The sequence below is a fragment of the Bacillus nakamurai genome, from assembly GCF_001584325.1.
GTDB lineage: Bacteria > Bacillota > Bacilli > Bacillales > Bacillaceae > Bacillus > Bacillus nakamurai.
In genome coordinates, this window is record NZ_LSAZ01000015.1 from 22,701 (window position 1) to 35,343 (window position 12,643).

Genomic DNA, 12,643 nt, shown 5'->3' on the forward strand with positions numbered 1-12,643 from the left:
CTCTTCACTTAGCTGATTTATCTTTAATCAATGTGATCCTTTTTTGTCAATTTGATAGAGAAATTCCCTTTCACAGTCGTATAAGGTTCAAACACATAGCAGTTATTCTCGAACTGATCCTTTTCACCGAACTTGACTTCGCTGCTGGATATCCTTCTGAGGTTCTGAATGTGATCAGCCGTTATAAACTGTATATAAAAATCAAGAACCGAAGTTTGATTAGCCTCGATTTTTTCCATTTTTATGTCTTTCTCAGGACGAACGATAAACTGCTGAGTCATTTGATCCGAAGAAACGGAAATGATTTCAGCTTTGTTTTTTCGATCTATCCCCAGCAGGTTAATCTTTTGAATCGTTTCGTCTTGGCCGGACAATAACACGCTGATCGCTATGCCTGAGTCATCTTTTTTGAAGGATGTTATAGGCTGCTCCTTCGAACCCACTCTTTTGGCAAGCTGTTCTTTTTCTTTTCTGACTTCAATCATTCTAGAAAGGGCCTTCGACCAGTTTTTTATATAATTCGGTTTAGAGTATTTTTCCGCCATTTTAAATGCTTGCTGTGAAAATTTACTGTGAGTGCTTTCATCTTTCATTAAAGAAATGATGGCTTCAGCTAATTTCTCAATATTATATTGCTCGATCACATAGCCGTTTACTCCGTCTTCCACCAGACTTCTGGCCCCGTAATCGTAATCATAAGTCACTACCGGGCATCCATTGCTCAATGCTTCCATATTAGACAGACCAAAACCCTCAAAATGAGAGGTTGAAATTGTCAGCCAAGCTTTTTGGAACTCATAATCCGGATTGTTCGTGTACCCCTTTAGGAATACATTTGCCTGAAGATTTTGGGCTTTAATTTCATTCTTGATTTTTTCCAAATCTTCACCTGACCCGAATATTTCCAATCGAGCATCAGGAATTTCATTAACGACAAGTCTGAACGCTTTAACGGCATGCGTCAGATTTTTCATTGCAGCTAGCCTTGAGATAATAACAGCTTTATTTTTTTCACTAGGAACGTTTAAAACTTCTTCGTCCAGCGGTTTGTTAATGGTATGCGGCGTAAAGAAGAATGTCTCCCGTTCTCCTGAAATCAAAGTGAAATCTTCAATTTGCTCCTCGGTAATGAAAAATACGGCATCTAGATTATTCATCTGGCTGAAAACTTCTTTATAGCGGCCTTTAATTTGATACTTATTATCACCGTAGTGTTTGTTGTGAATGATCGCCGCATAATAGGAAGATGGCGCCTTTTTCACTTTAAAGACATGTTTATCCTGAGGTCTGCTGTCTACAAGAAATAGTTTAGGCTGATCATTTTCATTTTGAAGGCTCTCTATCCAATAACGCCGCATCTCAGATTCATCTTTAAATGTCATCGTATCTTCTTCTGTGTACCATGTAAAATGGGTGAATTGAACTTCTTTACTTTGGCTGTTCCACATATAGTGTTTTTCCAAATAAACCTTATTTTCGGTGTTTATATATTCCTGAAGGTAGATTTGATTAATTTTAGTATCATAATAAGAAACAATGGCAAGAATGCCTGCTTTATTGTATTCTTCTCTTTTTGTCACTTGTTTTTCATCATTCAGATAGTCAACATATCGTACCGCAGCGCCGTCTGAGTAGTAAGTCAGAACATATTCATTTGCTGATTTGCCGAATAACTTAGAGATTGCTTTACTTACTTTTCCCTTGCTGACATGTCTTTTGATTTCATCCAGCTTAATTTTTTCAGAATAGGCCCGCTTGCCCTTTGTCTTTTTGCTTAAGAAATCATCAAATAAATTGATGACTTGAGTATACTCAGAGTCAGCTTTTCCCTTTTCAAACAAATCATTTTTTTTCCTCGCAAATTCTAAATCATATCTAAAAGTAAGAAAGGCTGTATTCTTTTGACTTTCCTCTCCGAATAGTTTAGAACGCAATAATAGTGATTTGGTCAGGCCGCCGTAATTGTCCGGCAGTCCGCCTGAGATAAAATAATACATCATATCGGGAAGCTCATTATTGTAGTTAATAGGCTGATTGGACAAATTTTTTCTCCCTTTCACCATTTGGAATTTAGTAAAACACTGCAAAATAACATCTTTCCCGCAAATTCAAAAAACAAAACCAATTTAAGCATCAAAAAGTACTTCTTATCTATAAATAAGAAGTACTTTGAACAGGTTATTCAATCAATGTAATAAAACTCCCGTATTACACCCCGGCAATTTCTTTTTTAATCTGCGTAGTAGAGATGCCTTCAGTTCTAGGAAGGTAGATCACTTCACATTGATCTTTAAGGAAATCAAATTTGCCTTCCCAATCGTCTCCCATAACGAACACATCGATGTTATGATCTGCTACATCCCGTACTTTTTGATCCCAGCTGTTCTCAGGAATAACCTCGTCAACATAACGGATGGTTTCCAGAATCAACTTTCTGTGTTCATAGCTGTGGTATGCTTTTTTCTGTTTTTGAAGATTGAACTCGTCAGTTGAAATTGCAACGACCAGGTAATCTCCAAGCTGCTTTGCGCGCTCAAGCAGTTTAATATGACCCCAATGCAGTAAATCAAAAGTTCCGTAAGTTATGACCTTCTTCATGAAAACAAAAGCTCCTTTCTGTATTCATACGTATAACAAGTAACTGCCCGCAATAGCGGCGCAGCTGTATCCTTAATCACTAAAGTGCCAATTTCGTACTCATGGAACCTAATTATATCACATAGCCCTGAAAAGGTTAAGCTTATGTAAAGATCAAGCTAATTCCACTTATTAACAAATATTGTTTTACTAGGAGTTTAGCGGGGTTCTATGACGTATGATTTAAAAAATGTTATCTTATTTATCATTTTGTAAAATGATTGTTAAGTTTAGTTGAAGGTTCTATGTTAAAATAAAGCTTAGGCTTAATCACTGAACTTGAGAAAAACCCGTATAAAGGAGGGCGAAACAGATGCAGACTGAAATGGTGCACAACCTTTCTTATGTTAATGGAAATTTACAGGAGTTTATTTCATATTTAGACACTTATTATATCGCACAAAATCAAGGAGCCGTCATTGCGACGGTCAACCCTGAAATCGGATACGCAGCGGCTAAAGATAAAGGTTATCATAATGTCATTTCATCGGCGGATTTCGTCCTGCCGGATGGTATTGGCGTCGTGTTAATGTCGCGTTTGACCCAGCACCCGCTAAAATCAAGGATTGCGGGGTTTGATGTTTTTATCTCGCTGCTCGGTCTTGCAAACCAGCATTCTAAAAAAATATTTTTATACGGTGCAAAACAAGACGTACTGGACGCCGTATTGAATCGGATCAGCAGCGAATATCCTCAGATCGAGGTTGTCGGACACAGTAACGGCTACGAAGCGGATAAGCGTTTTGTCGCCAAACAGATTTCCAGGGCGAAACCTGATATTGTGTTTGTCGCTTTAGGATACCCGCACCAGGAACATTTTATTTATGAATACAAGCATCTCTTTCCTCAGGCTGTAGCAATCGGTTTGGGCGGAAGCTTTGATGTATTCAGCGGCACAGTGAAAAGAGCGCCAAAATGGATGATCAAAACAAATCTTGAGTGGTTTTACAGACTCGTAATGAATCCTTGGAGATGGAAAAGAATGCTGAACATTCCAAAGTATGCTTTCACCGTTCTGAGAGATAATAAATCAAATAAAAGCCTTTACGCCGAACAGGCTGAAGATCAGACAAAACAGCTTTAAACAAAATATAACAGCAAAAGAGATTGGTAATCTATGAACTTGCGATCTTTATTCGCCGCTTTATATTCAATATATTTATCTGTCATCGGCGTCTTGTTCAAACCGGTGAAACCCAGAGATCAGGTCACACTTTTGGTTTCTTTTGAGGAAAATGCACAAGCTCTCATCCGCTCTTACAAGATGCACGCTGAGTCACTTTCCTATGATGTAACGGTTCTTTATACCAGACATGCCGTCAGTTTAAAGAATGAGCTCTCAGGGATTCACTCATTTTATTTTAATGAAAAAAATCCGCTTCACCTTTTGAGAGCTGTTTCTATCCTATTTAAGAGTAAATTTGTGATCACCGATAATTACTTTCTTCTGACAAGCGTATTAAACGGCCGGCCGCAGACAAAGTGCATTCAAGTTTGGCATGCGAACGGCTCTTTGAAAAAATTTGGTCTGGAAGATGTGACAAATCAACTTCGGACTCGATCAGACATTAATCGATTTAAAAAGGTATACAGCTCATTTGATTTTGTTACCGCCGGCTCTGACGCAATGGCTGACATATTTAAAAGGTCATTCGGGATACGGGACAGTCAAGTGTTAAAAACAGGAGTACCTCTGACGGACGTATATTATGATGAGAGCAAACATGCTTTACAACATAAATGGCCGAAAAAAATCATACTGTATGCTCCCACATTCAGGGATTATGATATGCATTCGGTTCGTCTCCCATTCACCGAGGAGCAGCTGGCCGGTCCATTAAAGGGGGAGTATGTGCTGCTTGTCAAGCTTCATCCTGCCGTTCAGCACCAAATCACGATCCCGTCTGAAAATGAATATATCAAGAACGTGTCTGATCTTAAATTGCACGGCCTTTTGAAAGCTGCTGATATATTGATTACGGATTACTCATCCGTTCCTTTTGAATTTGCGATCTTAAATAAACCGATCCTTTTTTTCACGTATGATCTTGAAGAATACGACCGAAAACGCGGGTTAATCGATCATTATGAAACCGTCATACCCGGAAAAGCATGTCCTGACAGTGAATCACTGCTGGAGGAGATCATGAAAGGCTCTTACCATTTAAAAGAAATAAAGCAGTTCTCTGATACATGGAATAAATATTCAGAAGGCAATTCAAGTGAAAAATTATTAACGTTTGTAGAGAAAGAAATAAAGAAAAATGACTGAACACTTGCTGAAAACGGCCGGATAATATTTTTTATAGGTCTGCCGGAACATCATACTAAAAAGGGCTGAAGCGATCACTTCAGCCCTTTTTTTATCCTTTCAGATAAACGGGAACATCATAATAAAGCGTATAGTCATCCAGCAGCGCATATAAGCTGTACATACGGTTTACCTGCTTATATGCCCAGCCGATGTCGGTAGCGTATTGATGGGCTGCAGCTGCGGACCACCTCATTTTGTAGAGAGTGTCCTGTTCGTAGGCTGAATTATGAATGTAAGATGAACCTATAAATTCAGCACCGCCAATAATGGCGGCTTCCGGAGTGAACCAGCCTTGATTATACGCGTATTGGGCGCCGTAGTAGTTCGGATTGCTGTCATAAGCGCCGATTCCGTACATGTTGTAAACTGTTTTTCCATTGTATTTGATGCCGTTTGCAAGCTCTGATGAGCCGTTTCCTGTTTCAAGCAAAGCGTGTGAGATCAAATACACTTCATTTATGCTGTACTTGTTGGCAGCAGTTATAAAGGCTTGTCCTTTCCCCGTAAGAATCCCCTTATTGGCCAGTACTTTTTGGTTGATTTCGGATGCATTAAGCCCAGCCGTTTGAGAGAGCTTGAGAAATTGAAAGTAATATTGGCTGTCCAGCGTGTAGTTGTCTGGATTGACGTATTGTTCGACCTCATCACTGCTGGCATTTCTCCAGTTCATGCTGATTTTGGCCCAGCCGTTTGTTTGGCCGATGATGTTGACTTTGTCGCCTTTTTTCAATTGGCCGATGACATTGCCTGAACTGACTTCCGGGCTTGATCTGACGTTTAAAACATCAGCCGTGACCGTTTTAGAGGCCGTATTGATATACGTAAGCGATGCGTAAGCCGCGGCATCTGTTTGCGGGCTGACTGTCATCTGCTTTTTAACCATATCTTTAAGCGAGATATTGTAATTTGTATTCATGATTTGCGGGCCATTTTTTATTTTCACAATGGACACCGTCCAGCCGTACAGCTGCTTCAGCTTTGCAGAGGCGGCTGATGCCGGCTCCATTCCCGTAAATTGATTATTGATATGAAGCTCGTAAATCGGAAGGCTTTTACTCGTATAGTTTGCTTGTAAATGTTTGGCGCTGAAATAGCTCATGCCGTTGTTTAAAACTGTTTTACTGCTGATCTTCTCAGTTGTGATCACGTACTGTGTATATGCGGTTTTCCCCGTCTCTTTCACAGTGCCGGCCGCTTTGTTTTGCTTAAAAAAAGCTAACGCACGGTCAATGTCATCCTTCTCAAGCAGAGATGCCGTTTCAATCTGGAACTGTGTATACGCCGTTTCCCCTGTTTTTTGTGCAGAGGCGGATACTTTTTTCCCTTTGAAGAAATCCAATGAACGATTGATTTTTGCTGTATCAAGCAGTGATTCAGTTGTGACTTGATAAGCTGTGCCCGTTTGCTTTGTCACCGTTTTTGAAGAAGCGCTCAGCTTATATCCCGCCAACAGATTTAATCCTTTTTTAATCTTTGATTGGTCGGTTGTCTCCTGAGAAAGGAGCTGATATTCATTTTCTGTTGTTTTCCCTGCTGCGGTTTTTGTCGTTTTCACACCGTGCTGACGGAAAAATGCATCCGCTTTGTCAGCCTGAGCAGCCGTGATCTGTGCCGCAGTGATTTGGTAAATGGAAGCTGAGGCTGTCTTTTTTGCAGGAGACGCTGAGCAGTGCCATTTCTTCTTTTTAAAGAAGGATTGAATGCTTTGCAGCTGCTGAGCCGTCAGGCCGTTCATGATGACTGTATAATTATTTTTCGTGCCGGCTTTTTGGTAAGTACCGCTGATGCCTGTATTCGTCTTGATTTGGCTGACGGCATTTTTTACAGCGCTTACTCCGTTAAAATAACCCGATTGAGCATTGTACACGTTCACCGTTTTGTTTCGGGTGATCTTTTGAACAGAGCCTTTGATTCCCGTTGTCTGTTCCAGCTGCTTGGCTAAGCTTGCCGCGCTGTTTGCGTCCTTCATATCAGAGGTCGTCACGGTGTAATTTGACCGGCCTTTTGCCGTCATGTTCAGCGATGATTTTAATCCTGTTTGTCTCTGAAAATCGGTTTGGATTTGAGCGGCTTTTTGGTCTCCGATAATCGTCCCGGATTGAATCTGGAACTGGGCGGCTGCCTGTTTAACCGGCTGGTATGCGGCTTTAACACCTGTTTGCTTTGTCAGGTCTTGAATCAGCGCTTTTGCATTCGCTTCCGATGCCAGCTCTGAGGTCACGACCTGTACGTACGGCTGTTTTGAACCTTTCGGCTTGACGCCGCCGGTCACTCCCGTTTCTTTCTTCAGTTTGGCAAGAAGGTTTTTCGTCTGCTGTTCGTCCGATAAAACACCTGATGTGACGGTTACATACGGCTGTTTGCTGCCGCTTGCGCTGTAGGTGCCGCCCACACCCGTCTGTTTTGTAAAATCATTCAGCACCGCTTTTGCATCAGCTTCATTGTGTAAGCCTGATGCTGATATTTGATAAGTGAGCGGCGCATTTCCGGCTGCCTGAACGTCAGCCTGCCATCCCGTATCCTTTTTCAGTTTGCCTGCTGCTTGCATCGCCTGGCTTTCTGAAGGAAATTGCTGTTTCGTTTCCAATTGATAAATGGAATAGTCGCTGTACACAGCCTTTGCAGGAAGCGATATTGTGCCAAAGACAAGGAAAACGGCGGACACTAACATAGGTGCAACGAATCTCTTTTTCATTCCTTCTCCTCTTTCTTATTCTATTGTTATCTATCAAACTAGTTTATTTATCGGCGGGATTTCTTCATTTTTACAGAGAGAAGGCTTCCAATTTACAAATAAAAAAACTTAATCCCATTCCTGAGATTAAGTTTTGATTTTTATATATGAGAGACGATTAATGTACATTCGCCGTTTATTGTAAAGTCCGGCATCTGATCCGGCAATATGAAATGGGCGCCTTTTTCAAGCTTGCGGGAGGTCTCTTCATAGCTGAGGATTCCGCTCCCCTCTATGACGCTGCACAGCATAAACGGGGCATCCTGCGTCAGCTCGGCTGTGCCGCTGATATCCCATTTGTATACAGAAAAGTATTCTCCCTGCACGAAGGTTTTGATGGTGGCGCCTTTTCTGGATTCTGTTGATTCATCTATAAATCCGTCCACATGAGGAACGGTTGCGGCGTTGATTGCCTTACGGAGATGAAGATCACGCTGGCTGCCGTTTCTATCCGTACGGCCGTAATCATATATCCGGTAAGCTGCATCTGAGTTTTGCTGTGTCTCCAGGACGAGCGTTCCGGCGCAGATGGCGTGAATGGTTCCGCTCGGTACGTAATAAAAGTCCCCGGGTTTGATTTTCACGCGGCGCAGCAGGCCTTCCCAATCTCCGCTGTTGATCATCGTGACAAGCTCTGCTTTGGATCGGGCTGTATGGCCGTATATGATCTCCGCATTTTCTTTACAGTCAATGATATACCAGCACTCTGACTTGCCCGTTTCTCCGTTTTCATGTTCCTCGGCATCATAATCATCCGGGTGGACTTTGATGGACATGTCTTGTTTGGCATCCAGCATTTTCGTCAGGAGCGGAAAGCGGTCTCCTTCGATTCCGCCAAATAATTCTCTGTGCCGGTCCCATAGTTCCATTAGGGTTTTTCCTTTATGTGGACCGCTTTTTACTGTGCTCAATCCGTTCGGATGAGCGGAAATCGCCCAGCATTCTCCGGTTGTGTCTGAAGGTATGTCGTATCCGAATCGTTCGCGTAATAAAGTGCCGCCCCAAATTTTCTCTTTACATACAGGCTGTAAAAAAATCGGCTCTTGCGTCATGTTCGTTCCCCTCCCCTTAAAAAGCGGCTCATATCCCATTCCCGCTGTGTCTCTGTTACAAACACAGCGAGTGCCGCTGCTAAAACATATGTATAAATGGCTGACCTGCTCATTATACCATTCAGACGGGGCCGAAAGCTCAGTCATTTCCTATTCCAGAATAAATCTCCTTGTTTGTCGCAAATTAAAATGACTGATGTAAAGGAGGGGGAACGCCGTGGCAATAAATGCTGAGCTGAAGCGCAATCTCGAGATCTTAAAAAAGCGGTTCGGCCAAAATGATGACATCATATTTTATTCCTTTACTTACGGAGACGATGAATGTGACGCCTGTCTGCTTTATATAGACGGGCTGACAGAAAATAAATTGCTTGCACAATATATTATTTCACCGATGCAGGCCGCCGGGAAAAAACAAGAGGATGGGTCTGAAGAACCGCTCTCAGCCATATCTTTCGGTTACCACCACACTCAGCTATCCTCATTAAAAGACGTTGAAGCAGACATTTTTTCCGGAAAATCGGTTCTGCTGGCCGATGGCTGCGGTGAAGCTCTCTCCTTTGAAACAGAAACGTTTAAAATGCGTGATATTGAAGAACCGCCGTCAGAACTGCTTGAACGCGGGCCGAGGGTAGGCTTTGTCGAAAAGCTTCGCACGAATACCGCGCTTTTGCGGGAACAGGCCGGAGATCCCAACCTGCTGATCAAGGAGATCACACTCGGCAAGAGGACAAAAAAGAAAATCGCGGTGGCGTATATTCGGGATATTGCCCCGGATTACGTGGTAAAAGAAGTGTTTAAGAGACTGGATTCGATTGTGATTGATCATATTCCTGAGTCTGGCACTATCGAACAGCTTATTGAAGACAATACGTACAGCATTTTTCCGACGATTTTAAGCACTGAGCGTCCCGACCGGGTCATCGGCTCTTTGTTCGAAGGACGGGTTTCCATCATTGTAGATGGCACGCCTTTTGTCCTTTTGGTTCCCGCCACTGTCGATGAGTTTATTCATTCTCCGGATGATTACTACCAGAGATGGATCCCTGTTTCATTGCTCAGGATGCTTCGGTATACAAGCATTTTAATTACCATTTATTTACCCGGCCTTTACATATCACTTGTTACGTTTCATGTAGGCCTCTTGCCGACAAGAATGGCGATTACGATTGCCGGGAGCAGATTAAATGTCCCTTTTCCTCCTTTTGTTGAAGCATTTATTATGATTTTTACAATTGAACTGATCAGGGAAGCGGGGCTCCGGCTGCCGAAGCCGATCGGGCAGACCATCGGATTGATTGGGGGGGTTGTCATCGGACAGGCTGCCGTTCAAGCAAATATCGTCAGCGCGATGATGGTGATCGTTGTCTCCATTACTGCCTTGGCCTCTTTTACGGCTCCGTCTTACGCATACAATTTCCCGCTGAGGATTATTCGCATTTTCTCGATGATTTCTTCCGCCGTCTTGGGATTATACGGGCTGATTATGTGCCATCTCCTCGTTATCGGGCACATTATGCGCCTGAAAAGCTTCGGCCAGGACTATATCATTCCGATCATGACCCAGCCCGGACAAGATTTGAAGGATACGGTCGTCCGGCTTCCGACACGGTTTCTCAAAAGGCAGCCGACCAGAAAAGCGACGAAAGATAAAATCAAACAAAGGTGATACCCATGAAGCAATCTGAAGATAAGCTGTCTTTTATGCAAACCTCCATCATGGTAAGCGGAACGATGATCGGCTCCGGCATTTTAACGCTCCCCCGTTCTGCCGCATTAACAGACAGCCCGAGCGGGTGGATCATTATTCTGATTGAGGGCGCCGTGTATATCGGCCTCGTCCTGCTTTTTATGCCTTTTCTGCTGAAGAACAGTGAAAAAACCATTTATGAGCTGAATCGGGACATTATGGGCCGCGTCCTCGGGTCTTTATTGAATGTATTTATCAGTTTTTATTTCATTCTCACCATTTGTTTTCAAGCCCGGTTTCTCGGAGAGGTCACAAATTATTTTTTGTTAACAAATACGCCGATGGGTGTGGTCGTATTTATCTTTCTGGCGGTCGGCCTTTATCATGTGACAGGCGGCGTCTATCCGATCGCTAAGGTTTATGCCTATATTTTTCCGATAACGGTTATCATTCTTTTTGTGCTGCTGATGTTCAGCCTGAGATTGTTCAAACTGGACTTTATTCGCCCTATTATGGAAGGCGGATATAAAAGCTTTTTTGATCTGTTTCCAAAAACTCTTATTTATTTCTCAGGCCTTGAAGTGATTATTTATTTAGTGCCGTTTATGAAAAACCCGAAGCAGGCGAAAAAAGCGGTAGCCTTTGGAATCGGGAGCTCCACCTTGTTTTACAGCATTACTTTGTTTATCGTGATCGGCTGTATGACGATTGCTGAGGCCAAAACGGGAACGTGGCCGACGATTTCCCTTATTCATGCGTTAGAAATTCAGGGCATTTTCATTGAGCGGTTTGATATCTTTTTGCTGGTCATGTGGACCTGCCAGCAGTTTACCTGCATGCTCGGTTCTTTTAAAGGAGCGCATCTCGGATTAAATACCCTTTTCCGGCTGAAAAATAAAAATAATGTCTGGCTTTTGACGGGATTATTGGCGGTCACATTCGGTTTTTCCATGTATCCCGAAGACATCAATAGCGTGTTTGAATACGGAACGATGCTCGGGTATATGTTTTTTGCCGTGATCATGATTCCTTTTCTCATTTGGTTTTCAAGCTGGATGAAGAAAATATTCAGGAGGAAACAGACGTCATGAAACATTTCATAAAATTGACGGCGGCGCTGTTCACACTGATTGCGCTTTCGGGCTGCTGGGACGCCAAGGAGATTGAGAGGCTTTCATTCGCGCGGGGCTTGGCCATTGATGAGACGAGTGACCATCAATATAAATTAACCTATCAAAACCTGCTTCCCCAAAGCGAAAACAGCCAGGCTTCCGGCAGGCCCGCTTTTGTGAATGTGACGTCGCGGGGGGATACCATTCTTGAAGCGGTCAGTGACATCTCTTTAAAGGATCCGCCCGTTTACAGCGATCATTTAAAGGTTCTTATTTTCAGCGATAAATTGCTGGCTGACCAAAATATACTGCAAATGATGAATCATTTTATCCGTGATGATGAATTAAGGCGGAGCAGCTATATTTTTGCGGCAAGGGGAAAAGCATCCGATATTTTGACAGAGCCGACGCCGAACCAGCAGCTGCCCATGCCGGCAGAGAAACTGATCGAACTCACCAATAACGGAGGCTATAACGGAAAAATATTAAAGCCGCTTCGGATTGGAAGGGCATCGGTTTACTGTCATAACAAACTCAGCTTTCTGATTCAGGCGGTCGTGAATAAGAACGGGAAAACGGTGTATGACGGAGCCGCGATTATAAAAAACGGAAAACACAACAGACTCGCCGGTTTTCTGTCTGCTTATGAGACACAGAGCCTCAATTGGCTGATGGGGACAATTGAGGGCGGTGTTTTGCCGGCAGAGATTGAACAACGCCCCATTACTTTTGAAATTAAGAAATCGAAGTCTAACATCACCCCACACTTAAAAAACGGAAAGCTGTCATTTCACGTAGCTGTGAAAACAAAGGGGCTGCTGTCCGAAAATCAATCGACCGCTGAAGATTCATTCGATAATCGATATTTAGACAGGCTGGAGCGGATTTTCGAAAAAAAATTAAAAAGTGACGTAAAAGAGGTCATTGCTAAGCTCCAAGGCCAATATGAAGCGGACCCTGTGTTCTTTTCCGAAAGTGTCAGAATTCACTATCCGGATTATTGGAAGAAGGTCAAACATCATTGGGATAAAACCTTTTCTGAAGCGGCGTTTGATTATGACATCTCTCTTCAAATTGTCAATTTCGGAATGATGGGACGATAAG

General features: G+C 42.8%; 9 protein-coding genes. 5 read left to right on the forward strand and 4 right to left on the reverse strand.

Going from position 1 to position 12,643, the window contains the following annotated elements:
• Positions 1-23 precede the first annotated feature (23 nt).
• Positions 24-2,042: an alpha-glucosyltransferase N-terminal domain-containing protein gene (locus AXI59_RS08690; protein ID WP_061527961.1), complete on the reverse strand. Its 2,019-nt coding sequence runs from the start codon at positions 2,040-2,042 to the stop codon at positions 24-26.
• A gap of 166 nt (positions 2,043-2,208) precedes the next feature.
• Complete coding sequence (gene tagD / locus AXI59_RS08695; RefSeq protein ID WP_003151361.1) at positions 2,209-2,598, reverse strand: glycerol-3-phosphate cytidylyltransferase; 390 nt, start codon at positions 2,596-2,598, stop codon at positions 2,209-2,211.
• A gap of 352 nt (positions 2,599-2,950) precedes the next feature.
• Between tagD and AXI59_RS08700 the strand changes: the two genes are divergently transcribed.
• The gene (locus AXI59_RS08700) at positions 2,951-3,721 is read left to right on the forward strand and encodes a WecB/TagA/CpsF family glycosyltransferase (protein WP_061522630.1); all 771 of its coding nucleotides are present in this window, start codon (positions 2,951-2,953) and stop codon (positions 3,719-3,721) included.
• 33 nt (positions 3,722-3,754) lie between these two features.
• On the forward strand, positions 3,755-4,909 hold the full coding sequence (locus AXI59_RS08705; protein ID WP_061527962.1) for a CDP-glycerol glycerophosphotransferase family protein: 1,155 nt from the start codon (positions 3,755-3,757) through the stop codon (positions 4,907-4,909).
• A 91-nt stretch (positions 4,910-5,000) separates the two neighbouring features.
• Here AXI59_RS08705 and AXI59_RS08710 read toward each other — a convergent pair whose 3' ends face one another.
• Together AXI59_RS08710 and manA are read right to left on the reverse strand one after the other, a co-directional pair.
• On the reverse strand, positions 5,001-7,646 hold the full coding sequence (locus AXI59_RS08710) for an N-acetylglucosaminidase (protein ID WP_061527963.1): 2,646 nt from the start codon (positions 7,644-7,646) through the stop codon (positions 5,001-5,003).
• A 140-nt stretch (positions 7,647-7,786) separates the two neighbouring features.
• Positions 7,787-8,737 (reverse strand): mannose-6-phosphate isomerase, class I, encoded by a 951-nt coding sequence (gene manA, locus AXI59_RS08715; protein WP_061522719.1) that lies wholly within the window; start codon positions 8,735-8,737, stop codon positions 7,787-7,789.
• 217 nt (positions 8,738-8,954) lie between these two features.
• Here manA and AXI59_RS08720 point away from each other — a divergent pair, with 217 nt between their 5' ends.
• Genes AXI59_RS08720 through AXI59_RS08730 form a run of 3 tightly spaced genes read left to right on the forward strand, consistent with a single transcriptional unit; the run spans position 8,955 to position 12,642 of the window.
• A complete protein-coding gene (locus AXI59_RS08720; protein ID WP_061522627.1) occupies positions 8,955-10,406 on the forward strand; it encodes a spore germination protein GerBA in 1,452 nt (483 codons plus the stop codon).
• Between the two features lie 5 nt (positions 10,407-10,411).
• Complete coding sequence (locus AXI59_RS08725) at positions 10,412-11,518, forward strand: spore germination protein (RefSeq protein ID WP_061527964.1); 1,107 nt, start codon at positions 10,412-10,414, stop codon at positions 11,516-11,518.
• Complete coding sequence (locus tag AXI59_RS08730) at positions 11,515-12,642, forward strand: Ger(x)C family spore germination protein (protein ID WP_061527965.1); 1,128 nt, start codon at positions 11,515-11,517, stop codon at positions 12,640-12,642. Before AXI59_RS08725 ends, AXI59_RS08730 begins: the two co-directional genes overlap by 4 nt.
• Position 12,643: the final 1 nt, after the last annotated feature.

What these genes read in the sequence shown, in the direction of transcription:
- AXI59_RS08730 (WP_061527965.1), top strand. Translation starts at nt 11,515, where the DNA reads ATGAAACATTTCATAAAATTGACGGCGGCGCTGTTCACACTGATTGCG.
- tagD (WP_003151361.1), bottom strand. Translation starts at nt 2,598, where the DNA reads ATGAAGAAGGTCATAACTTACGGAACTTTTGATTTACTGCATTGGGGT.
- AXI59_RS08705 (WP_061527962.1), top strand. Translation starts at nt 3,755, where the DNA reads ATGAACTTGCGATCTTTATTCGCCGCTTTATATTCAATATATTTATCT.
- AXI59_RS08700 (WP_061522630.1), top strand. Translation starts at nt 2,951, where the DNA reads ATGCAGACTGAAATGGTGCACAACCTTTCTTATGTTAATGGAAATTTA.
- AXI59_RS08725 (WP_061527964.1), top strand. Translation starts at nt 10,412, where the DNA reads ATGAAGCAATCTGAAGATAAGCTGTCTTTTATGCAAACCTCCATCATG.
- manA (WP_061522719.1), bottom strand. Translation starts at nt 8,737, where the DNA reads ATGACGCAAGAGCCGATTTTTTTACAGCCTGTATGTAAAGAGAAAATT.
- AXI59_RS08710 (WP_061527963.1), bottom strand. Translation starts at nt 7,646, where the DNA reads ATGAAAAAGAGATTCGTTGCACCTATGTTAGTGTCCGCCGTTTTCCTT.